This is a genomic window from Pyruvatibacter sp. HU-CL02332, assembly GCF_040362765.1.
Lineage (GTDB): Bacteria > Pseudomonadota > Alphaproteobacteria > CGMCC-115125 > CGMCC-115125 > Pyruvatibacter.
The window spans coordinates 57,630-81,081 of record NZ_BAABWK010000001.1 but is presented as its reverse complement, the minus strand read 5'-3'; the positions used below and the strand labels follow the sequence as shown (position 1 = coordinate 81,081).

Here is a 23,452-nt window from a genome sequence, read left to right as displayed (position 1 = left end):
AGATGGGGTGTGCCGGGCAAAGGTGCTGCTATTCCGAGACCGGTTCGCCGGGCATGTCGGGTGTCCCGCTGAGGAAGTCCATGGCCTCGCGGATGACAGGCATGGCCTGACGTGCGGCTTCTTCACCCAATTGAATGCACTCATCTGCTTTGTGGAAGTCACTCAGCGAGATGTGGCCAATGCGCGGTGCGACCATCACATCGGGTGGGTCACCCGCCAGGCGCATGCGGGCCAGGCGATCTTGAATAATGTTGAGGGCGCCCATCATCACTGTGGTGATGCCGGGGGTTTTCTTGTCCCAGCCAAACAGCTGACGAACGAGCGCGCGGTCCGGCCGGGTGGCACGGGAGACCATGGCGCGGGCAAGGGATGCGCCGCCGCCGTTTTGCTGTTCTTCATATCCAAAGTCCAGCTTGTCGATCTTTTCGCCTTCCGTGACCATACCCAGACCATAGGTGTCAGATGACAGGGACACAGCAATCACGAGGCGTGCCCCGAACGCGCGGCATACGGATGCGGGCACCGGGTTCACCAGCGCACCGTCCACAAGCCAGCGATCTTCGATTTTAACCGGCGTAAAGACGGCCGGCAGGGCGTAAGAGGCACGCAGGGCGGGAACGAGCTTACCTTCCCGCAGCCAGATCTCATGGCCGGTGGCCAGTTCTGTTGCGACCGCGATGAAGCGCGTGCCCAGTTCCTGAAGTTCAATATCACCGAGATCCTCTTCCAGGAGCCGGGCGAGCTTCATGCCGGACAGAAGTCCAGATCCGCCGAAGGTCATGTCAAGCAACCCCAGCACCCGGCGCGGCGTCAGGCTACGTGCCCAGGCTTCAATCTCATCCAGCTTGCCGGCGGAGTAGCAGCCGCCGACCACGGCCCCGATGGAGGTGCCTGCAATAATGTCTGGCTTGATGCCTTCTTCCATCAACACCCGCATGATGCCGATATGCGCCCAGCCGCGCGCGACGCCGCCGCCAAGTGCCAAGCCAATTCGGGGTCGCGTCATAGCCTCAAAATCCTTATGGTCCGCAGCCCTTTTGGCCCGCGCGACTCTCACTCAATGCTGTGGGCCGCAGGATGCCAGCATTGGCCATATGTGCAAGTCACTCTTGGGCGACAAATTTGAGGAGACGTGAGCGATGGAACTCCAGACAGATCGCATGGCCTTCCGCCCATTCCAGCCTGACGACTGGCAGGACCTCAGAGCCATTCAGTCAGATGCCCGCGCGACTGATACCTTGTCCGCCGACGGCAAGCCCTTTCCCGAGCAAAAAAGCCGTCATGCTGCACGCACCTGGGCGGCCCACTGGGATCTCCACGGCTTTGGCCTCTGGCACATCACCGACAAAAAAACCGACCGGTTTTGTGCCTATGCCGGGCTGCGGCTTGTGCTGTTTTACGGCAAGCCAATTGTAGAGATGGCCTATGCGGTGGTGCCTGAGTTCTGGAAACAGGGGCGGGGGCACGAGTTCGCGCGGCCCTGCGTGGACGATGTGTTTGAGCGCACCGGCCTTGAAGAAGCGTGGTGCTTCACGCTCGTGCGTAACACTGCCTCCCAGAAAGTCATGCAGGGCGCAGGGTTCGTGTTCACCCATCATGGGGATCACGTCGGCCTCCCGCATTTCTTCTGCAAGATGAGCCGGGACCAGTGGGGTGGTCGACGGACCTAGTGTCGGGTCAGCGCTAAAGCTTTGTCGGGTTCGGCGCGTCGCCATAGACTTCGACCGGATCGAACGTCTTTGCGTCCTCTTTGTAGGTCAGCACTACCGACTTGAAGTCGCCTTCCGTCTCGCGCGCGCCCATGGGCACTTCGCGATAGAAGCAGGACATGTAGCCCACGTGGCAAGATGCGCCTGACCCGGCCACATCCACTTTCATCCAGACAGAGTCCTGATCATCATCGATGCGCAGCTCGACGATCTTCTGCACCAGGCCGGATGTTGCGCCCTTGTGCCAGACGGCCTGACGCGAGCGCGAAAAGTAGTGCGCTTCGCCTGTTTCAATGGCTTTGGCAAAGGCTTCGTCGTTCATGTAGCCGACCATCAGCACATCACCCGTATGCACATCCGTGGTCACAACTGGCATCAGGCCATTGGCATCGAATTTCGGTGCCAGGTCGTAGCCTTCTTCCACCTGCTCAACGGTGACGCGGGGGGCAAATTCAGGTTTTGTGGTCATAGGTCTAACTCGCAAATAACATCTGCAAACAACAACGGCCCTGCATACATAATATGCAGGGCCGCAGAAATCATGTCTGAAGCGACAGGTTCTAGTAGCTACGGTCGCCGCGCACAAGGCGGAAGAAACGCTCTTCCATGCGCGGGTCGTCCTTGAAGACGCCCGTGAACTGGGTCGTAATCGTGGCTACATCAGGCTTTTTGATGCCGCGGGTGGTCATGCACTGGTGCTTGGCTTCGATCATCACAGCAACACCGGCAGGCTTCAAAGCGCTGACAATGGTCTCTGCGATCTGAGCTGTCATGGTTTCCTGCGTCTGCAGGCGCTTGGCGTAGATCTCGATCACGCGGGCAAGCTTGGAGATGCCCACAACCGAATTGATCGGCATGTAGGCGATGTGCGCCTTGCCGAGGATCGGCACCATGTGGTGCTCACAGTGGCTTTCCAGCGAGATATCGCGAAGCATCACGATGTCGTTGTAGCCCTCAACTTCTTCAAATGTGCGGCCCAGCACTTCAGAAGGGTCTTCGTCATAGCCTTCGAAGAATTCCTCGTAGGCGCGCACAACCCGTGATGGGGTGTCGATCAGGCCTTCGCGGTCCGGATTGTCACCGGCCCATGAAATAAGGGTACGCACTGCCGCTTCGGCTTCGGAGCGGCTTGGGCGGGTGTCGGTTGTTTCAGTCATGTCGGTGGCATCCATTTTATCAACCATGGCGTCCATCGGTCTGGTCCTTCCTTGCGCACGCGCGGCCCCCCGTCCCGGTAACGAAAAACATCCGGGCATGAGGCGCGGCGAGGCGCTTCATTGGTGAAAACGGTGCGCGAAGCCTGTTGGCAGCAAAGTCTTTTGGTATTCGGCACGCGCGCCGGTAGTGGATATATGGCACGGACAAGCCCGTGCTACATTGCTTAAACTGCGCATACAGTATTGCACATTTGCGATATCAGCCGCGATGAAATCTTGTCTGAAACCGTTAACACATACGTGTGTTGCAGCAGGTTGGATGACAAGAGGGCTTGGAATTCTGCCAATTTGAGCACAAATTCAACGCCATGAGCCAAACAGTCACCGAAAATGGCCTGAACGAGGTCTATAACCGCCGCATTCTGGAGCTCGCTGCGGATATCCCCCGCATCGGCGTCCTGGAGGATGCGGATGCGTCAGCGACCGCCATCAGCAAGATGTGCGGATCCAAAGTGACCGTGTATCTCAAGATGGCAGGCGGCACGGTCACTGACTTTTCCCATGAGGTTCAGGCCTGCGCTCTGGGGCAGGCGTCCTCATCCGTTCTGGCCGCGCATATTGTGGGCTCAACCCGCGACGAGGTTGAAGTAGCACGGGACGCCATGCGGGCCATGCTGAAGGAAGAGGGGGCTCCGCCGACGGGCAAGTGGGCAGACCTTGAAGTTCTGCAGCCGGCCCGTGAGTTCCGCAACCGCCATCAGTCGATCCTGCTCACCTTTGAGGCGACACTGGATGCGATTGGGCAGATTGAAGCCCAAAGTGCTGCTTGACCTTCCCCCCGCTGGAAGGTGCATCTTTCTGCCATGCGTTTCCTTATCGCCAAATGTCTGGCCGTCCTGATTCTGGTCACTGCCGCTGCGCCTGCTCTTGCATCTGCTGAGATGGCGGGCGCGCACGCTTTTGGCTGTGACATGATGGCGATGGATCATACAGGCCACGACATGCCCGAAGACCCGGACAAGGACGCCGCCAAACTTCGCCTCTGTCCCCTGGCAGCATCCTGCATGGTCGGTATCAAAACCGCGTTGGGTCCGTTGCGCGTTGCGCAGCCTTGGGTCCACGCATCGTTCGAGGCTGCCTATGCCCCGGTGAGTGTCGGCAGGATCTACGCACTCGACCCACCTCCGCCCCGTCTGGGCTAAGTCGCTGCCGTTTTCGACGGCAGCTTCAGCTTAAGCCTTTCAGACAATTCATCTGCGCCAGCGTGCCCGACCGGGACGCCTCGCGCTCATATGCGGAGCCTTTCATGTCTATCAAAACTCGTTTTCATCAGCTTCCCTCGCTTATCGCAGCATTTGCCATAGTCTCTATCGGGAGCGCACATGCTGCCGGTTCAGGGGACCATCATCATGGCGCCGGGCATGGCTCGATGCATGGCGGTGAGGCGGCGATGGCCGGCCCCATGTCTTTCGGCAAACCGGGCAAGTTGGCGGATGCTGACCGGGTCATCGAGATCGTCATGGGTGACAACTATTTCGAACCGGAAACGCTATCGGTGTCAGCAGGTGAGACCATTCAATTCAAAATCTCCAATCGCGGCACGTTGGTTCATGAGTTCAACCTGGGCACGCCCTCCTATCACGAGGCCCATCAAGGCGAGATGATGATGATGCAGCAGCATGGCGTGCTCATGGGCGATCACATCAATCATGAGATGATGAACATGCCCATGGGTGATGATGGTCATGTCATGAGCCACGATCATCCCAACAGCGTGTTGCTTGAGCCGGGCAAGAGCGGTGACATTGTCTGGACATTCACGTCCGGCGGTGACATCGAGTTTGCGTGCAACGTGCCGGGCCATTATGCGGCTGGCATGGTTGGCACGGTCGACGTGGAGTAAGTGGTCATGAAACTCCGTATCCTGACAACCTTATGCCTGCTTCTGGGGATTACCCCGGCTGTTGCTGGTACCTATGATCTGGAAGTGGGGCCAATCTCGCTTGATGTGTCCGGCCAGTCCGTTGACGGCTTTGCCATCAACGGCCAGGTGCCGGCACCGCTGCTTCGGTTCAAGGAAGGCGAAGATCTCACCATCAATGTCACCAACACACTCAAGGTGGATACCTCGATCCACTGGCATGGCTTCGTGCTGCCGTTTGATCAGGACGGTGTGCCGGGCATGAGTTTTCCCGGCATCAAGCCGGGTGAAACATTCACCTATCGCTTCAAGGCGCCCAAGGCAGGGACCTATTGGTACCACTCCCATTCCGGATTGCAGGAAGGGGCGGGCATGTATGGCCCAATCATCATTGAACCTGAAGGCCGCGAACCGTTCCGCTATGACCGGGACCATGTGGTGGTTCTGTCTGACTGGCACGAAGACAGCCCGATGCAGGTGTTCCGCAATCTCAAGCGGTCACCGGATTACTACAACGGTATTCAGCGCACCGTTGGCGAGTTCTTCCGCGACGCTGAACAGGACGGGCTTGATGCGACGATTTCGGACCGGCTGGACTGGGGCGAGATGCGGATGATGCCGTCTGATATCTCCGACGTGCAGGGTTACACCTATCTGATGAACGGGCAGAACGCTGACCAGAACTGGACCGGCCTGTTCGCGCCGGGTGAGCGTATCCGTCTGCGGTTCATCAATGCGTCGGCGATGACGTTTTTTGATGTGCGCATTCCCGGCCTCAAGATGACCGTGGTGCAGGCGGACGCCAATAATGTGCGCCCTGTGCCGGTGGATGAATTCCGCATTGCTGTTGCTGAAACCTATGATGTCATCGTGCGTCCGCGCGAGGACAAGGCTTTCACCATCTTTGCGGAAACCATGGCGCGCGACGGGTTTGCCCGCGGCACGCTTGCCCCGCGCGAGGGCATGTCCGGCGAGGTCCCGGACCTTCGCGACCCGCCTCGTCTGACCATGGCCGACATGGATCATGGATCGATGGAGGGCATGGACCACTCAAAGATGGACCATGCGGCCATGGGTCACGGCATGGGCAGCATGGATCACTCCAAAATGGATCATGCGGCCATGGGCCATGACATGGGTGCCATGATGTCCGGGGAGGATGATGACCCGTTTTATGCGCCCGGCTCGGGGCTTGAACCGGATGCAGCCAATGGCGGCAAGTTTCTGTCGCTCGCAGATCTGCGGGCGCAGGAACCGCTCTACGATGAGCGGCCCTATGATCGCGAGATCAGGCTGCGGCTCACGGGCAACATGGAGCGCTATATGTGGTCCATCAATGGCAAGAAGCTGTCAGAGGCAGAACCTCTTCGGCTTCAGTATGGAGAGCGCGTACGCTTCACCTTCATCAATGAGACCATGATGGCGCATCCCATGCACCTGCATGGCATGTGGAAAATCGTTGATGTGGGAGCGGGCAAGTGGAACCCGCTCAAGCATGTGCTGACGGTGCCGCCCAATGTCACCATCTCGGCGGATGTCGAGGTTGATGCGCCGGGGCAGTGGGCGTTTCATTGCCACCTCATGTACCACATGGCCGCGGGCATGTTCCGCAAGGTCATTGTGGAGGGTGGCCCTGAAGACACCGCGATGATTGACCCGGAACTTGAAAAGCTCTGGGGCATGGCCAATGCGGATGCTGTCTCAGGAGCACATCACTGATGCGGTGGCCTGTATTGGCAGCGGGCTGTGTGCTCGCGACGTTCATTTTGCCGGCAGCTGCGGCAGAGATGGACAATATGATCCTCACTCACGTCTCCATAGAGCGTCTTGAATACCGCGTTCAGGACGGGGACGATGTGGGGTTTGTTGAAGGTGATCTCGTGATCGGCAATGACGACCACAAGGTGGTGCTCGGGATCGAAGCTGAACGCAGCACCGGCGGTGGCCAGTTCGAAGGCTCCGAGGTGCATCTGCTCTACCGCAAACCGATCTCGGACTTCTTCGATGTCCAGGCCGGTATCCGTCACGATCTGGCACCGGATCCCGAGACCACGCATCTGGCATTGGGCCTCACCGGGCTGCTTGAGCAGTGGATCGAGTTTGAGGGCAATGCCTATCTGTCTGACGATGGAGATGTGGCGTTCCGGATGGAAGCTGAGACCGAAGTCTTCCTGACCCGGCGTGTGTTTGCGCAGCCTTTGGTGGAGCTGGACATCAGCGCCAGCGAGAATCAGGCACGTGAGATTGGTGCGGGTTTTTCTAAGGTCGAGGCGGGTTTGCGGTTCCACTACGTGGTCACGGGCGGGCTGTCGCCTTATGTGGGCGTCAACTACGAGGCGAAACTGGGTGAGACGGCCGACTTTGCCCGTGCACACGGGGAAGATACGGACGCAACATCCTTTGTTGCGGGTGTCCGTTTCGCATATTAGGGCTGCGCGCGGGGTGATTGCTCCGATCGGCGGATGGGGTTAACACATGATTAATCCTGTCCGCCTAGCGTGGACACTATGAGTAACGGCGATGCCTAATCCGTTTAAGTATTTGGCCTTAGGCCTCATCTGGGTTTATAGGAACGCCGTGTCGCCCTTCTTGGGGCCGCGTTGCCGCCATCTGCCGACCTGTTCTGACTATGCACAGGAGGCGATTACGCATCACGGTGTCTGGAAAGGCGGCTGGTTAGCCGTATCGCGCATTCTGAGGTGCCATCCGTGGGGCACACAGGGGTTCGATCCGGTTCCTGAGGAGTTGGAGCATGTAAGTGCCCTTACTCCCTGGAAGTACGGGCGCTGGACCGGTGCCCATATTCGGGAAAAGTATCCCGAGTAGAAAACGGGTCCGCATTCATAGGGACTCCATTTGTCCCACACCACTAACGCTCTCGGGCTTACCTGCATTGTGTGCAGAGAATGAGGAGGAGAGGGATGGTCAAGCTGACGCTCCCCGATAAATCTATTCGTGAATTCCCAGACGCCGTCACAGGACTGGCGCTTGCGGAAGACATTTCAAAATCACTGGCCAAGAAAGTCGTCCTGATTGATGTGGACGGCGAGCTTTGGGATCTGACGCGCCCGATTGAAAAGGACGCCACCGTGCGGCTTGTGACGCGCGATGAACCTGAAGGTGTCGAGGTCATCCGCCATGATACGGCGCACGTATTGGCCGAGGCAGTGCAGGAACTGTTTCCAGGCACCCAGGTCACCATCGGGCCGAACATCGAAAACGGCTTCTTCTATGACTTTGCCCGCGAGGAACCTTTCTCGACGGATGATTTTGAGAAGATCGAAAAACGCATGGCCGAGATCGTCGACCGTGACGAAGCCATCACGCGCGAAGTGTGGGATCGCAATGAGGCGATTGAGCACTTCAAGTCCATTGGTGAGGCCTACAAGGCCGAGATCATTTCAGACCTGCCTGAGAGCGACGAGATTACGGTCTATCGTCAGGGCGACTGGAAGGACCTTTGCCGCGGGCCGCATCTGCCGTCCACGGGTCGCGTGGGCAAAGCCTTCAAGCTGACCAAGCTTGCCGGCGCCTATTGGCGTGGCGACAGCAACAATGCGCAGCTTCAGCGCATTTACGGCACAGCCTGGGCAAACGAGAAAGACCTCAAGCGTCATCTGACGATGCTGGAAGAAGCAGAAAAGCGCGATCACCGTAAGCTGGGTCGCGAAATGAACCTGTTTCATTTCCAGGAAGAGGGACCGGGGTCCATCTTCTGGCACCCCCATGGCTGGCGGATGTTCCAGACGCTGATCGACTACATGCGTGATCAGCAGACAAAGGCCGGGTATCAGGAAATCAACACGCCTGACGTGATGGACAAATCCCTGTGGGAAAAGTCCGGTCACTGGGAGAAGTTTGGCGAGAACATGTACACATCCGTGACACCGGATGACCGTACGTTCTGTCTCAAGCCGATGAACTGCCCGGGTCATGTGCAGGTCTTCAAGCATGGGCTGCGCAGCTATCGCGAGTTGCCGCTCAAGTTTGCAGAGTTCGGCAAGTGCCATCGGTATGAGCCGTCCGGCGCGTTGCACGGCATGATGCGTGTGCGTCACTTCACACAGGATGATGCGCACATCTTCTGCACGGATGAGCAGATCACGGATGAATGCGTGACGGTCACCAATCTCATTTTGTCGATCTACCGCGATTTCGGCTTTGAGGACGTGCGGCTCAAATTCTCTGACCGGCCTGAAAAGCGCGTCGGTTCAGATGAAGTCTGGGACAAGGCGGAAGCGTCTCTCAGGACCGCCATTGAGGCGACAGGTCTCGAGTATGAACTGAACGAAGGCGAGGGTGCTTTCTATGGCCCCAAGATCGAGTTCGTTCTGCGCGATGCCATTGGGCGTGACTGGCAATGCGGCACCGTGCAACTGGACTTCAATCTGCCGGGTCGTCTTGGCTCATTCTACATCGGTGAGGACGGCGACAAGCATGTGCCGGTCATGATCCACCGGGCGCTGTTCGGGTCACTCGAACGGTTCCTCGGCATCCTGATTGAGCACCATGCAGGACGTTTCCCGCTGTGGCTGGCGCCGCTGCAATGCGTGGTGGCCACCATCACGTCTGATGCGGATGGATATGGCCGCGAAGTTGTCGAGGTGCTCAAGCGCCACGGCCTCAACGTGGACTCTGATTTCCGCAATGAGAAGATAAACTACAAGGTGCGTGAGCACTCTCTGGCAAAGGTTCCGGCCTTGCTGGTGGTTGGTCAGCGCGAAGAAGAGGAACGCACCGTCGCGATCCGCCGACTTGGTTCCAAGGCGCAGACCATTCTGCCGCTGGAAGAAGCCGCAAGGCTGCTTGCCGAGGAAGCGCTGCCGCCGCACGCCAAGGTGGCTACAGCGGCTGCCGCTGAATAGCGGCAGGCTCGTAACAATGCAAAAGGGCGGCACCCAGAAGGTGCCGCCCTTTTTCTTTGGAACTTGTACTAGGTCTATGCTGCCCGGATCTGGTTGACGAAGGCGTTCATGCGCTCGCGCAGTGTGTCGCCTTGTTCGGCCAGTGTGTTTGATGATGACAGCAGCTGGGTCGATGCTGCTGAAGCCTGCTGGGATGCTTCGCTGACACCAAGCACACTGGAAGACACTTCCTGCGTCCCATTGGCCGCCTGCTGAGCATTGCCAGCGATTTCATTGGTTGCTGCTGCCTGTTCCTCAATTGCGAGCGCAATGGACTGGCTGATCTCCGTCACCTGGGCAATCACATCCCGGATGCTGCTGATGGCTGCCACAGCCGTTTTGCTTTCAGACTGCACGCCTTCAATCTGCTGACGGATCTGCTCGGTTGCTTTCTGGGTCTGGGTTGCCAGTGACTTTACTTCGCTGGCGACCACCGCAAAGCCTTTGCCCGCATCGCCGGCACGTGCTGCTTCGATGGTGGCATTGAGGGCGAGCAGGTTTGTCTGTTCTGCGATGTCCTGAATAAGCTCCAGCACGTCCCCAATCTGGTTGGCAGCATCTGACAGCCCGGTTACCTGACCAGCAGCCTGCTCAACGTTTTCGGCGGCCTGCTCGGACACATCGCGCGACCGGAGAACCTGCTGCTGCATTTCTGAAATTGATGCCGACATTTCCTCAGTCGCAGAGGACACGGTTTGTACGTTGACCGAAGATTCTTCGGCCGCAGCTGCAACATTGGCAGACTGCGCAGTTGTTTCCTCTGCAATGGAGGAGACGCCCTGAGCCGTGTCCTTCAGGTCGCGCGCTGTTGAGGCAACGGCCTCAACAACTTCACCTACGGACAATTCAAAATCGTCCGCGATCTGGTTCATTGCCTGCTGTTTTTCTTTCGCCATACGCGCCTCACGTTCGGCTTCTTCAGCCTGAAGGCGATCGGCGTCCTGGCCCGCTGTTTTGAAAATCTGAACTGCCTGCGCCATGGCGCCGATCTCATCCTTGCGGTCAAGACTTGGGATGTTGATGGACCAATCCTTGTTGGAGAGGCCGTCCATTGCAGATGTCATCGCGGTAAGAGGCTTGGTGATGCCGCGGGCAACAAAGAAGCCAACCGCTGCTGCGCCGACGAGAACCAGGGTGGCCACGACCAGAAACTGAATGAGAAGAGCCGAGATCTCGGCTTCAGCTTCCGCCTTGCTGATTTCCACGACCACCGCCCAGTCCTTGCCGAACAGTGAAATATGGTCATAGGCGGCATAGGCGTCTTCGCCCATCAGGTTTACTGAGGAGATGACACCAGCATTGCCCGACAAGCCCAATGACGCCGCATTGGATGTTACGTTGCGACTTAGGGTGGTCGGTGTGGCGCTGAAGCGTGAGTCCGAGCGCATGAGCTTATCTGGTCCAACCAGGAAGCTTTCGGCGGTCTCACCCAATCCATTGCTCTTGGCCATCAGACCATTGATGACGCTTGCTGGGATCTGATAGGCGATGACGCCTGCGCGATTGCCGATGCGGTCAAATACCGGCATCCCGATGAAACTGGCCGGCTGGCCGGAAGAGGGGCCGTAGGCAGAAAAGTCCTCAAAGATGATGGTTCCCGCGTCAGCTTTGATCGCTGCGTTGAACACCCGCCCCAGGCCGGACTGTGCCCATTCGCCATTTGCAAAGTCGGTTGCGAAGTCCGCGTCCTTGAAGACGGTGTAGGCGAGATCACCTGATGTCGTGAAGAGATAGACATCGTCATAGCCACGACGCTGCTGCAGGTCGCGGAACCATGGGTGGTAGTAGCTGTGGGTGTGGGAGTAGAAGGACCCGTCTTCCTTTGTCAGCAGCTCATGTCGCTTGTCCGCGGGGTAGGGATTGTCCGTAATGTAGTCGCGCTGGAGCTTCTGAGCCGCGTTGCTGCCAAGGGACAACCATGCGTCGTCGAATGCGCCAATTGCTTCAATGACGGTTGTACTGGCAGCCAGGATTGCGAGTTCCTGCCCGAGTGCATCCACGTATTCTTCAACCTCGAGAGCGCGGTCCGCAGCGACATTCGTCAGCTTGTTGCTGACTTGTGTATCCAGGGCATCCTTGGCTCCGAAGAAAGCCAGTGATGTCGTGATCGTCACCGCAGCTACGGTCAGGCCGATCATGACGGCGGGAAGTTTTTGGGAGAGTGTGAGTTCAGAAAGGCGGGGTGCGCGCATCAAGCTGCTCCGAGGGTCACTGAAATTGACGTGGCGGGTTATGTTTCGGGATAAGACGCTATGGGTTGCAGCCTAAATTTGGGTGAACCCGCAATGCGTGTATAATCTTGTGGTACGCGCAAAAGTAGAAAGGCGCCCGGTTGCCCGGACGCCTTTCAGTAGTTCCTTGGTATTTGGCTGTATCGTCCGTATTCGGACTATGCGGCTCTGACCTTCTCAATGAAGGTGCCCATCCGCTCACGCAGGGTATCGCCCTGTTCTGCAAGGCTGTTGGATGATGCCAGAAGTTCAGTCGATGCCGCTGATGCCTGCTGTGACGCTTCGCTGACACCCTGCACACTGGAAGAGACCTCATGTGTGCCGCTGGCTGCCTGTTGCGCGTTGCGGGCAATTTCACCGGTTGCGGCCGTCTGTTCTTCAATGGCAACCGCAATGGACTGGGAGATTTCAGTCACCTGACTGATTACTTCCCGAATGCCACCAATGGCAGCAACCGCAGTCTGGCTTTCCGTCTGAACACCCTCAATCTGCTGCCGGATTTGCTCCGTTGCTTTCTGGGTCTGGGTGGCCAGAGACTTCACTTCGCTGGCAACCACGGCGAAGCCCTTGCCGGCGTCTCCGGCGCGGGCTGCTTCAATGGTGGCGTTGAGAGCCAGGAGATTGGTCTGTTCTGCAATGTCCTGGATAAGACCCAGTACATCCCCAATCTGATTGGCGGCATCGGAAAGACCGGTCACCTGTCCTACTGCCTGTTCCACACTCTCTGCTGCATGTTCGGACACGTCGCGTGAGCGCATGACTTGCTGCTGCATTTCAGAGATTGATGCGGACATTTCCTCTGTGGCTGAGGACACGGTTTGCACATTGACGGAAGACTCCTCTGCTGCAGCCGCAACAGTTGCAGACTGGGCAGTGGTTTCTTCGGCAATGGCGGCAACACCCTGTGCGGTTTCCTTGAGGTCCATTGCGGTGGCTGAAACCGCTTCCACGATTTCTCCCACAGAGGTTTCAAAGGAATCTGCCAGCTGGTTCATGGCCTGGCGTTTTTCTTCAGCGGCCCGCGCCTCGCGTTCAGCTTCGTTCGCCTGCAGCCGTTCCGCTTCCTGGCCGTTGTCCTTGAACACCAGGACGGCACTTGCCATCTCGCCGATTTCGTCCTGGCGATCGGTGTAGGGAATCTCGACGGACCAGTCTTTGTCAGCAAGACGCCTCATGGCGCCCGTCATCGCGGTAACAGGTTTGGAGACATGTCTGGACATCAAGGTGCCCAGAACGCCGGCGCAGAGAATAACGATGAGGCCGACGACCATGAAGACGTAGAGGAGGGTGGTTACTTCCTTCTCTGCCTCAGCGATTTCAATCTCGGCAATCACGGCCCATTTGATGCCAAACACATCCACCAGTGAATAAGCAGCAAATGCTTCCTGGCCTTCGAGGCTTGGCTCAATGTCGACGCCATGGCCACCTTCCAGTGCATGATGCACGGCAGGACTATCCACTTTGACGGTCAGCATCGTGCTTTCTTCCTGAAAGCGGGAATTCGATCGCATCAGAAGATCGCTGCCGACAATGTAGCTCTGCCCGGTTTCTCCCAACCCTTCGACTTCGGCCATGATCCGGTTGATGACGCCAGCCGGCATCTGGTAGGCGATCACGCCGATACGGGTGTTGTTGCGGTCGAAGACAGGTGTTGCGATAAAGCTGGCGGGTGCATCAGCGGAAGGCCCGTAAGGCGCAAAGTCGTCAAATACTGTTTCCCCGACGGCTGCCTTGGAGGCAGCGCGGAAAACCCTGCCAAGGCCGCTGTCTGCCCACTCACCGGAGGCAAGGTTGGTGGCGTAGTCGAGTTCCTTGAAGACGGAATAGATCAGGTTGCCATCCGTATCGAACAGGAAGACATCATAATATTCGCGGCTTTGCTGGAGGTCGCGGAACCACGGGTGATAGTAGCCGTGATAATCCGAATACAGCGAGCCATCCCGCGCCTGATCAAGAACTTCCTTGGATCCGATGGGATTGGGATTTTCTGTGATGTAATGCTTCTGCAGCGTTGATGTCTGCTGGCTTTGCAATGCTTTCCAGCCGTCCGTGAAGGAAATGACCGCATCTGCGATCATGTCATTGCTGGCAAGGAATTTGATCTCTTCATCGATGCTCTTGAGGTAGGTCTCAACGGCATGTGCCCGATCAGTCGAGATGACCATGAGTTCTTTTTCAATGGCATGGTCCAGCGCCGACCGAGCGCCGAAAAAGCCTAGAACACTGGTTACAAGCGCGGCCGTTGCCGCAAGTCCGATTATGACCGCCGGCAGTTTGCGCGACAGTTTCATGGAAGACAAAGATTTGATGTGCATTCTGCAGCCCCTAACAGACCGGGCGCATTCGTTGACGCATCCCGGCTAGTCCCCGAGTGCATAATTAGAGGTCACACTTTAAAGTTGCGTAAACTCGGCTTGGTTGCAGAAAAGTTGCAGCGACGCTAGCGTCAGAACTTGTTAACCTTCTACCCGGGTGCTGTTGAAGAAATCGAAGGGCTGGGTATGCGATCTCGAATTTGCGCGTCCGCAATTGTTGCGGGTGTTGTTTCTTTGGCCGGTGCCACGGCTCCCTCTGCTGCACTCGCCCAGACAAATCCAACACAGTTTGACCAGTCATCTGACGCTGCGGCACCACTGCCGCCGGTCCGGACAGACCGGTCGTGGCGCATCCTGCGTGACCGCTGGACCGCAACTGATGAGAAGGCCTACGAGGATTTCATCACGGCCATTGGTGAAAGCAACTGCCGCACGACGGATCAGTGCCTGAAGCATGCCGCCAATGTCTATCGCGGCAGCAACCCGCGCGGCGTGAACTACTTTGCAGACTGCGCGGACCTGCCTTACACCCTGCGCGGCTATTTCGCGTGGATGAATGGTCTGCCGTTCGCCTTTGCTTCTGCTGTGGCCCCCAATGGCTATACGCGCGACGTGCGGTATGTGGCATCGGGCAACCGCATCATTGAAAAAGCAGTGGTAATCAACTGGCCTGGCCAGCAACCCATGGACGGGCCGGATGTGCTGCGCCGGGTCTCGAACTACGTGTCGACGGCGATGTATCGCTATCACCCTGAAGAGAAGCGGGGCCTGCCAGCGGATCACTATTCCAGCAGCGTTGACCCACGTTCCATTCGCCCGGGCACAAACATCTATGACCCCAATGGTCATGTAGCAGTCGTGTACCGGGTCGATCCAGACGGACGCATTCATTACATCGACGCCCACCCGGACAATTCAATCACCCGTGGTGTCTATGGCCGCAAGTTTGTGCGAGCTAGGCCTACAATGGGCGCGGGGTTCAAGAACTGGCGCCCTGTTCAGCTTGTCGGTGCCACACGGGCACCGGATGGCAGTCTCGTCGGTGGCCGATATACCTATACGCAAAATAGTGATCTGGAAGATTTCTCAGTCGATCAATATTTTGGCAATGGCACGCAGAACAAGCGTCAGTGGCAGGGAGCGTCCTTTGCCTTCAATGGTCAGCGGCTCAACTATTATGACTGGGTCCGCACGGCGGTTGCCGGGCGTAACCTCGTCTATGATCCGCTGACAGAAACGCGCAACATGATGCGCGGTCTGTGTGATGACCTGACCTATCGTGTGTATGCGGTAGAGGAAGCGGTTTCCGGCGGCATCAACCGCAAGGCACAACCGTCGCGCCTGCCTCAGAACATCTATGGGACGAGCGGTGAGTGGGAAACCTATTCCACGCCGTCACGTGATGCGCGGCTGAAAACATCCTTTGTAGAGCTGCGCGACGAGATTGCCCGGTTCGTGGAGCTTGTCGAGAATGGCAGTGAACGGGTGAAGTACACCGGTACAGATGTGCGCGCTGATCTGCTTTCTGTTTATCGTCAGGAAGTGGCTGCTTGCTCCATCACCTATACAAACTCTGCGGGCGCCCCCGTCGAACTTGGGTTTGATGAGGTGCAGAACCGGCTGTTTGATCTGTCGTTTGACCCGTACCACTGCCCGGAGCGGCGCTGGGGTGCGACTGATCCTGCGGAACTCGCGTCCTGCAAAGATGGCAATACCAAGCGTGCCTGGTACGAGGCCGAGCAGCGTCTGCGCAATCAAACCGAACGGACCTACGATGTGCGGATGGATTTTTCATTGGCGCAGTTGCGCTCTGGTGCAAAGGGGTCAGGCAAAATATCCCCGCCTGACATCGACGTGGTTGGATTGCTCTCGTCTCCAGCGTCGCAAATCCGCGCGGATATTGAGGGTACTGTCTCTCAGTAGTTTGCGTGGCTTCTGCTTGCGATTGCACGCAAAGCCACTACGTTGGCGGGTGAAGATCGCCAACCTGTAGGCTTGTGAGTATGACCAATTCGCCCAACGACCTCGTCCAGCTTCTGAAAAAGCGCCGCTCCATTGTTGCCCGGGATATGGGGCAGGACGGTCCGGATGCAGATCAGTTGTCCGACATTCTGAAGGCCGGTCTTCGTGTGCCGGATCACGGCAAGCTGGGCCCTTGGCGCTTCATCGTCTTTGAGGGAAGTGCGCGCGCTCAGTTCGGCGGTGTGCTGGAGGCAGCCTATCTCGCCAGCGGTATGCCCGACGAAGATGATCGGCGGCAGTTCGAGCGCGAGCGATTTACCCGAGCCAAGGCGGTCGTCGCTGTCATCTCTGTGGTGAATCCAGACTCCAAAATACCCGAGTGGGAACAGATTTTGTCGTCCGGTGCGGTATGCCAGAACATGCTCAACGCTGCGTCCGCCATGGGGCTGGCCGGGCAGTGGCTGACCGAATGGTATGCCTATGATCCCATGGTTCTGCAGGCGATGCGCCTGCATGAGAACGAGCGTGTGGCGGGCTTCATGTATTTCGGGTCAGTCGTCACGCCTCCAAACGAACGGGTGCGGCCGGACCTTGATGACCGCATGAGCCATTGGCGCCCTGAACTTTGATCGCGCGCCAGCCCTGTTTTACTTGGTCAGCGGGTAGCGGCCATAGAGGTTTTGCTCACGCCTGAACGCTTCATAAAGCCGCCAGATGCTTGGTGGCCTGAAACCACGTTTGCGATTGCGGAAGCCAATTTCAAACAGAAGCCGGTTCTGTTCAAACAAGGTGGCGTAGGCTTGGCGCAGCGTGGTCTTACGATCCCAGATGTGGGTTGCCTCGCCACCGGCCCCGTTGATTTCCATCAGCTTGAAGCCTTCGCCTCGCTGCAGCTTTTCCATGCTCTCAAAGCGCACATCAAATCGCCCGATATAGAATTCGGGAATGCTCTTTGCGACGTCGTCAAAGGCATCTTCCATCTGCGGGGTTATGAAAGCCGCGCCATCCCTGAAGATCGTGCCGCGGGAATGGCTGCCCGCAAAGGCAAGGCGGAAGGGCTCACCCTTTGGCAATACCTTGTCGAGCTGGTGCGAGTGACGGGGCAGGTAGATGTGTTGCAGTACCCCAGCACGACCATCAGCAGAGATGAGCTCCTTGAGGGTTGAAACGCCATCACCGATGACGTGGGGGAAGTATTTCAACGTCAATGAGAAGATGGAACCTTTGGTTTCGCCCGGCAGGCGAATGTAGAACACGCCGGCTTCTGCTTCGTGCTCAATCATTTCCTGTAGAACCATGCTGGCGCTAGCGGGAAAGCCGATCAGATAGGCCCTCAGATCTTCGACCGACCTGATTGGCTGCACACCAACACCGCGGCAGCCGATGTCCGGCTTGGCAACAATGGGCAGCTCAATATGTTTGTCCCGCAGGGCGCTTAAGGCAGTTTCCAGATCAACGGCACCATCTGCATCATCGGCAGTCGTGCGCGTGAGAGGCACCCAGCGGGCGGTAGCTTCCTTGGCCTTGCCTTCAAGAATATCAAAGATTTCAAGTTTGCTTTCGCCAGCCATGCCGCCGTCGGGGAACGACGGATTGGCGAGGAGCGCCAGCCCCGGTCCGCGATAGCGCAGGGCCAGCCAGCACCACTGAAGGGCGATGGGGGCGTAAAACAGCCAGGACGGCCAGAACTCAAAAAATGAAACCGGTGGGCCTGACATATCGAGAGGCGGCATGCCGACATGAATGGGGCGGTTGGGTGGAATTGCAGTGCCGGTCATTGGTTTCGTGTCGTGCAAAAGAAAAGGTGCCCTTAGGGCGTATCAGTCGGCGCAGCCTTTTTCTGACTGCGGCTCTTGATGATTTTCTCTGTAACGCGTGGCAACACAATGGCCAGGGCAATCACAAGTGCGGCAACGCCCCAGCGCCAAGGCCCCAGTTCATTGAGCACTGTTTCGCCCAGAATGGCGATAATGGTGTAGAGCCCCGTGGACCAGCCAGCAGCCAATGCGCCTGCATAGAGGGCAAAACGAGGGAAGGGAATGCCGACAAATCCTGCTGCCGTATAGGTCGGAAGACGCATGCCGGGGATACATCGTGCACCAAATAACGTGACGAAGAGGGAGCCTTCTAGAAACTCCCGGCCCCGCATTATTCTGTGTTCTGACACCCAACGTCGCGCCCGCGGCCAACGGGCCGCGGCGGCCCCCAGACCATAGAGACCAAGGTCACCGAAAAGTATGCCGACATAGAGCGACAGCAGCGCTGCGCTATGAGGCAGCACGTCTTCTGACGCCAACAGGGCAGCCGTCACCGTTGCCGCATCCTCAAGAATGAGGGTGCCGATCGTAATTGCCAACATCACCAGCAGTTGGTTGTCGGAAAACGACTCGATGAGGGCCAGGAGCCCTTCGTAGGACAGGTCCATATGGTGTCCGGCGCAGGAGTGAATCAGGTCGCGGGCAATCTACCCGTCTTGGCAGGATCGCCCAAATCGCGTTTCAGGTAGGTTACGGTGTTTCTGAAAGCTCACTTTCAGAGGGTGTTGATTGGCTGGAATTGGCGGCCCGGTCAATGGCTGCATCAATTTCTGCCTTGGAATTCCAGGGCAAAAAGTGGTTCTGGCCCTCAAGAACGGTCACGGTCAGGGGGGCAGAGGTGAAATGCGCCTCCATGTACGACACATTCTGGAATGGCGTCAGATTATCCTGCGTACCGTGCACCACCTGAATTGGCATTTTGAGGTTCACCAACAAGGGCGCAAGGGCTTCAAGTTCGGCCTCCAGCACCATCAATTCACGATTTGCGTTGCGGATCATACGCGGCAGCATGTGGCGCACGCCCCACCATTCGCCAATTGGCTGCATGAAATGGATTTCTTCCAATGTGGGGTCCAAAGAGCCTGCCACAATCACAAGTGCTTTGATGCTGTGTGGGCGCAACACGCCCAGCATGGTGGCCACCGGCCCGCCTAAAGAGTGTCCCACGACAACAACGCCCGCGCGATTTGCGCCGTCAACCAGGGGGGCAAGGGCTTCCGCCTGGTCTGCAAGGGACGTCACGGCGTCGTCCGGCCCGCTTTCGCCAAATCCCGCGCGGTCTACGGCAACGTATTCAAAGCCGTCCGGCACGTCGGACAGATAGTCCTCCCACGCTCCGGCTGAGCCAGGCGTGCCATGAATGAAGATGACCCGGGTGCCGTCGGGATCACCGGCGCGTTGCGCAACCATGCGCGTGTCATTCCACTCATAGTGAATGAGGTCAGTTGTCTCAGCTGTCTGTGCGCCGGCAAATTGTGTTGCGCCTGTCAGACTGGCAGCGATGAGGCTGAGTGTGTGCACGGAGCGCGATTTGCGCTTGCGATCATCTGCAGAAGAGGGACGCGCCGATTTGACCACACGCGTGGAAACAGGGGACGTCATTCAGGAAGTTACCTCAGGCAATTGAAAGACGCAGTTTGGTCTGGATCAACGCTAGGCTGGCCCGCCGGGAAGTCCTTGGATCTCGCCATCCTGACCCCGCACCATGGCGCGGCTTTGCCGAAATGCCACCGCATGTGGTGGCATTTTGTCGGATGGCTTCTTCCCTGACGATTTTGAGGTGCGGGCAAACAGAACTGCGATGCCGACCAGCAACATGGATGCTCCGAACACGATCGCGCCGGGCTGGCTTGTTTGAAGTATCTGCCAGACACCTGCAGCGCCTAGAACTGCGATGATAAGAAAAGTGATCAGCTTGGTACGCATAATGTCCTCCCTGCGGTCGATTTAGAGACCCTTCTGGAGATAGGTGAGCACTTGTGTTGATACCAGACAAGTTTACACGACAGATTTGCCTAATGTGCGGTGCGGCCTGCCAACATGCGTGACGCATGGCGGGTGTGACATGAACGGGCTTCCCTGCCGCATTTGGCATGATAGCGTGCGCAGCCCTGCCATGCCGGGCACCCGCCCGCACTGCCTCATATTGGTCTTCTCCATGAGCCTGGTTTCATTTTCTGCCGAGCGTCTGGCGCTCTACCGTGCGCACCTTTTGGAGCTTATGCGTCTTGCCGCGCCCACGATGGTGCAGCGCGGTGGTGTGCTGACCATGTCGGTGGTGGACACGGTTATGGTCGGCAATTTCTCCTCGGAGCAGCTCGCCTTTCAGGCGATTGGTCATGTGCCCTATGCCTTCGTGATGCTGTTTTTGCTCGGTGGCATCATGGGGCAGCTCGTTGTGACGTCCAACGCCTATGGGGCCGGTGAGCACCATGCCTGTGGCGCGGCCTGGCGACGGGGCGTGCCCTATGCCTTTGGGCTTGGTTGCCTTGGTCTCATCTTCTGCGTCTTTGGGGGACCCATCCTGTCTTTGACGGGGCAGTCGGATGAGTTGGCGCTTGAAGGCGGCAAGGTCAGCATTGTACTCGGCATCGCGCTGCCGTTCCTCCTGATGACGGTTGCCGGCGGTTACTTCCTTGAAGGCATCAAGCGGCCATTGCCTGGCATGATCATCATGATCGCAGCAAACCTGCTGAACATTCTGGCGAACTGGGTGTTGGTGTTTGGCGTCGGTCCGTTCCCTGCCATGGGGGCTGTCGGTTCGGCTATTGCCACGGCAACCGTGTGGACGTTCCAGGCACTGGTGGTCAATTTGTACATCTGGCATCTGCGTGACGGAGAAGAGTTTGGCATTCGCCGCCGTGTCGCGGACAAATGGCGCACGTTCTGGAACGGCGGCAAGCGTCAGCGTGAGTTGGGCTATGCGGCAGGTGCCAGCCTGGGCACGGAGAACGCGGCCTTTTCCATCATGCAGTTGATGGCCGGGCTGATGGGGCCCATTGCGCTTGCGGGCTATGCCGTGACGTTCAATGCTTTTGCGGTGGCGTTCATGGTGTCTATCGGTATTGGCACGGCTACAGCTGTGCGTGTCGGTTTTTACTATGGCCAGCGCGACAAAGATCAGATGGCCGTTGCCGGGTGGACCGGGCTGGTTTTCAACCTGATGGTGATGACCGTGCTGGGTGCTGTCCTGATCGTGTTTGCCGAACCGATTGCAGGTGCTTATGGCGACGACATGGACCTCATCATGCTTGCGGCAGGCATGATTGCCTTCATCGCGATCATACTTCCGCTAGACACCGTACAGACGGTTATGGCCAGTGCCTTGCGCGGCATGGGGGAAACCTGGGTGCCAACAGGTTTTCACCTGATCTCCTACTTTGGGATCATGGTGCCTCTGGCCTGGTATCTGGGGCTGTATCTCGAACGTGGGCCCATCGGACTGCTCGAAGCGTTCCTGGTTGCCAGCGTCTTTTCCGCATTTGTCATCAGTCTGCGGTTTCGCTCCCTTGCGGGGCGGGGGGGTGCAGGAGGGCTGGCCAACTAGGCCAACCCTCCGGCAATCACGTTAGGCGTCGGTTACTCAGCAGCTGATGAGAAGTTCTCACCGGGAGGCGTGGGCACAGGGGTGTCCACTGTTGCCGTCACGGCGACTGTTTCAGCCTTGTTGGTGTTGTCCGCCTGTGGCGAAGCCTTTGCCTTTGGCTTGGAAGTCCGCTTGGCTTTTGCCTTCACCTTTGTCTTTGGCGCGGCCTTCTTCTTGGCGGCGGTCTTCTTGGCCGCTGACTTGGCCTTGCGCTTGCGCTTTGCATCCGCCTTGGCCTGTGCTTCAGCCTGGGCTTCTTTCAGGCGCTTGTGACCTGCCAGGGCTTCAGATGCCTGGAAGGCCTGCAATTCCATTTTGCGCTCAAACGCTTCTTCCAGATCGAGCGCCGCCTCGGTGATCATTTCCGCCATGACATCCACGTCGGGAATGGTCTCGCGGTCAGCCATCAGGCCGAAGTCGATGGAGTCCATGTAGCTTGTGACGGTGATGTTCAGGGCCTGGCTATGAACCAGTACGGACATCGGATAGTTGGCCACCAGCTTTGCACCATTGATGAACAGCTGTTCGCGCGGACCCGGCACATTGGAAATGACAAGATTGGCTGGTGGTGGAACCGTACCGCCAAGGCCAACGGCGTTGGTTGCGAGCACGGCTGCATTGAGAAGCAGCGAGTAGTTTGTGGCGGCTTCGCGGGACAGGTGGTTCACCTTGTCCTTTGCTGCCCGTGATGACCGCTTGATGACTTCAAGACGTTCCAGCGGATCTTCCACATCTGTTGCCAGTGTGGTGATGATCATGGAGATCGAGTTGCCTTCCTGCACAGCGTCCTTGGGCCGAACGGATACCGGGCACATGGTCGTCAGTGGCTTGGTCGGCAGGGAATTGTGCAGCTTGAGATATTTGCGCAAGGCGCCGGAGCAAATGGCCAGCACCACATCATTGATGGTGGCATCAAGGTTCTTGCCGGCATCCTTGACCCGGCTCAGCGGCAGGGTTGCAACCCCAAAGCGGCGATGCCGCGTGATGGTTGTGTTGAACACCGTGTTGGGAGACTGGAAGGGGAGCGGTGCTTCGCGACTGTCACCGGACAGCATGTGGAACCCGCCACGCAGCATCCGGCCGCCGAGTTCACCCAATGTGCGCGTTGTCGTTCCAACGCCTTCAACAACCTGACCAAGTGACTCTGTCGCGAGCGAGAGCATGTCCTGCTTGACTGGCTGCTTGGCAGGGACTTTTGCCCGTTTGGGCGTCATCTGCCAGAAACCCTGTTCCATCTTGTTCCGGGAAGACCGTGACAATGTGGAAGACATGATCGCTGTTGCGGCAACGCCATCAACAAGGGCGTGGTGCACCTTGATGTACATGGCCACGCGATTGCCCTCGATGCCTTCGATGCAATAGCACTCCCACAAAGGGTGGTTGCGGTCGAGGCGCTGGCCGTGCAGGCGTGAGACGAATGTCGTTAGCTGTTCCATCGTGCCGGGCTCCGGCAGGCGGACGAAACGAATGTGGTAATCGAGGTCGAAATCCTGATCCTCAACCCAGCGCGGTGTCAGCTCCAGGCGCGACAGGTCGCCGCCGAGCTTCAGATTGAAGGGAGGCTGGGGAGGGGCGGACAGGTCGAAGCGATCGAACATGTCCTGAAAGAAATTGCCTTTGTAGCGTGGCGGCAGTTCGAGGATCTGCAGTCCGGCAACGTGGGTCGGGCTCTCGTCAGTTTCGACGGTGAGAAAGGCGGAATCCTGAATGTTCAAGCGACGCATAATGGCATTCCCTGATGAAAAGCGCTGTTTTCCTTGGCTTTTCGAATACCATAACGCCGGAAAGCCTTTGTTTCCAAGTGTTTACACAATTGCTGCACCGCACACAATGCGTGCATGGTGAATTTT

At 57.8% G+C, this 23,452-nt stretch carries 21 protein-coding genes; 11 read left to right on the top strand and 10 right to left on the bottom strand.

The window, feature by feature from the left end; genetic code table 11:
- Positions 1-28: 28 nt before the first annotated feature.
- Positions 29-1,006 carry a patatin-like phospholipase family protein gene (locus ABXH05_RS00375; protein WP_353559281.1) on the bottom strand — a complete coding sequence of 326 codons (978 nt, stop codon included), beginning with the start codon at positions 1,004-1,006 and terminating at the stop codon, positions 29-31.
- 133 nt (positions 1,007-1,139) lie between these two features.
- On the opposite strand from ABXH05_RS00375, the gene ABXH05_RS00370 reads away from it, so the two are divergent.
- Complete coding sequence (locus tag ABXH05_RS00370) at positions 1,140-1,670, top strand: GNAT family N-acetyltransferase (protein WP_353559280.1); 531 nt, start codon at positions 1,140-1,142, stop codon at positions 1,668-1,670.
- 13 nt (positions 1,671-1,683) lie between these two features.
- Here ABXH05_RS00370 and hisI read toward each other — a convergent pair whose 3' ends face one another.
- Together hisI and folE are read right to left on the bottom strand one after the other, a co-directional pair.
- Positions 1,684-2,178, bottom strand: a complete 495-nt coding sequence (gene hisI / locus ABXH05_RS00365; RefSeq protein ID WP_353559279.1) for a phosphoribosyl-AMP cyclohydrolase — start codon at positions 2,176-2,178, stop codon at positions 1,684-1,686.
- Positions 2,179-2,269: 91 nt separating this feature from the next.
- Positions 2,270-2,902, bottom strand: coding sequence for a GTP cyclohydrolase I FolE (gene folE, locus ABXH05_RS00360; protein ID WP_461495940.1), 633 nt, complete (start codon positions 2,900-2,902; stop codon positions 2,270-2,272).
- Between the two features lie 332 nt (positions 2,903-3,234).
- Between folE and ABXH05_RS00355 the strand changes: the two genes are divergently transcribed.
- From ABXH05_RS00355 to thrS, 7 genes are all read left to right on the top strand, one after another.
- Positions 3,235-3,696 (top strand): iron-sulfur cluster assembly scaffold protein, encoded by a 462-nt coding sequence (locus tag ABXH05_RS00355; RefSeq protein WP_353559278.1) that lies wholly within the window; start codon positions 3,235-3,237, stop codon positions 3,694-3,696.
- 33 nt (positions 3,697-3,729) lie between these two features.
- The gene (locus ABXH05_RS00350) at positions 3,730-4,068 is read left to right on the top strand and encodes a hypothetical protein (protein WP_353559277.1); all 339 of its coding nucleotides are present in this window, start codon (positions 3,730-3,732) and stop codon (positions 4,066-4,068) included.
- Between the two features lie 104 nt (positions 4,069-4,172).
- Entirely contained in the window at positions 4,173-4,769 is a 597-nt protein-coding gene (locus ABXH05_RS00345) for a cupredoxin domain-containing protein (protein WP_353559276.1), read from the top strand.
- 6 nt (positions 4,770-4,775) lie between these two features.
- The gene (locus ABXH05_RS00340) at positions 4,776-6,506 is read left to right on the top strand and encodes a copper resistance system multicopper oxidase (protein ID WP_353559275.1); all 1,731 of its coding nucleotides are present in this window, start codon (positions 4,776-4,778) and stop codon (positions 6,504-6,506) included.
- Positions 6,506-7,216, top strand: a complete 711-nt coding sequence (locus ABXH05_RS00335) for a copper resistance protein B (RefSeq protein ID WP_353559274.1) — start codon at positions 6,506-6,508, stop codon at positions 7,214-7,216. Before ABXH05_RS00340 ends, ABXH05_RS00335 begins: the two co-directional genes overlap by 1 nt.
- Before the next feature lie 91 nt (positions 7,217-7,307).
- Complete coding sequence (gene yidD / locus ABXH05_RS00330; protein WP_353559273.1) at positions 7,308-7,613, top strand: membrane protein insertion efficiency factor YidD; 306 nt, start codon at positions 7,308-7,310, stop codon at positions 7,611-7,613.
- A gap of 95 nt (positions 7,614-7,708) precedes the next feature.
- Positions 7,709-9,652, top strand: a complete 1,944-nt coding sequence (gene thrS / locus ABXH05_RS00325) for a threonine--tRNA ligase (protein ID WP_353559272.1) — start codon at positions 7,709-7,711, stop codon at positions 9,650-9,652.
- A gap of 74 nt (positions 9,653-9,726) precedes the next feature.
- Here thrS and ABXH05_RS00320 read toward each other — a convergent pair whose 3' ends face one another.
- Both ABXH05_RS00320 and ABXH05_RS00315 read right to left on the bottom strand, forming a co-directional pair.
- Entirely contained in the window at positions 9,727-11,883 is a 2,157-nt protein-coding gene (locus ABXH05_RS00320) for a methyl-accepting chemotaxis protein (RefSeq protein ID WP_353559271.1), read from the bottom strand.
- Positions 11,884-12,080: 197 nt separating this feature from the next.
- The gene (locus ABXH05_RS00315; protein WP_353559270.1) at positions 12,081-14,237 is read right to left on the bottom strand and encodes a methyl-accepting chemotaxis protein; all 2,157 of its coding nucleotides are present in this window, start codon (positions 14,235-14,237) and stop codon (positions 12,081-12,083) included.
- A gap of 186 nt (positions 14,238-14,423) precedes the next feature.
- On the opposite strand from ABXH05_RS00315, the gene ABXH05_RS00310 reads away from it, so the two are divergent.
- Both ABXH05_RS00310 and ABXH05_RS00305 read left to right on the top strand, forming a co-directional pair.
- Positions 14,424-16,160, top strand: a complete 1,737-nt coding sequence (locus tag ABXH05_RS00310; RefSeq protein ID WP_353559269.1) for a hypothetical protein — start codon at positions 14,424-14,426, stop codon at positions 16,158-16,160.
- Positions 16,161-16,240: 80 nt separating this feature from the next.
- Entirely contained in the window at positions 16,241-16,828 is a 588-nt protein-coding gene (locus ABXH05_RS00305) for a nitroreductase family protein (protein ID WP_353559268.1), read from the top strand.
- 18 nt (positions 16,829-16,846) lie between these two features.
- Here ABXH05_RS00305 and ABXH05_RS00300 read toward each other — a convergent pair whose 3' ends face one another.
- The 4 genes from ABXH05_RS00300 to ABXH05_RS00285 all read right to left on the bottom strand — a co-directional run bounded on the left by ABXH05_RS00300 (position 16,847) and on the right by ABXH05_RS00285 (position 19,942).
- Positions 16,847-17,977: a hypothetical protein gene (locus ABXH05_RS00300; protein ID WP_353559267.1), complete on the bottom strand. Its 1,131-nt coding sequence runs from the start codon at positions 17,975-17,977 to the stop codon at positions 16,847-16,849.
- Positions 17,978-18,009: 32 nt separating this feature from the next.
- Positions 18,010-18,624, bottom strand: a complete 615-nt coding sequence (locus tag ABXH05_RS00295; RefSeq protein ID WP_348141481.1) for a DedA family protein — start codon at positions 18,622-18,624, stop codon at positions 18,010-18,012.
- Between the two features lie 82 nt (positions 18,625-18,706).
- The gene (locus ABXH05_RS00290) at positions 18,707-19,618 is read right to left on the bottom strand and encodes an alpha/beta fold hydrolase (RefSeq protein WP_353559266.1); all 912 of its coding nucleotides are present in this window, start codon (positions 19,616-19,618) and stop codon (positions 18,707-18,709) included.
- A gap of 51 nt (positions 19,619-19,669) precedes the next feature.
- Positions 19,670-19,942, bottom strand: a complete 273-nt coding sequence (locus ABXH05_RS00285) for a hypothetical protein (protein WP_353559265.1) — start codon at positions 19,940-19,942, stop codon at positions 19,670-19,672.
- Between the two features lie 232 nt (positions 19,943-20,174).
- Between ABXH05_RS00285 and ABXH05_RS00280 the strand changes: the two genes are divergently transcribed.
- The gene (locus tag ABXH05_RS00280; protein WP_353559264.1) at positions 20,175-21,563 is read left to right on the top strand and encodes an MATE family efflux transporter; all 1,389 of its coding nucleotides are present in this window, start codon (positions 20,175-20,177) and stop codon (positions 21,561-21,563) included.
- A 32-nt stretch (positions 21,564-21,595) separates the two neighbouring features.
- Here the strand turns inward: ABXH05_RS00280 and ABXH05_RS00275 are convergent, their stop codons facing one another.
- Entirely contained in the window at positions 21,596-23,326 is a 1,731-nt protein-coding gene (locus ABXH05_RS00275; protein ID WP_353559263.1) for a WS/DGAT/MGAT family O-acyltransferase, read from the bottom strand.
- Positions 23,327-23,452: the final 126 nt, after the last annotated feature.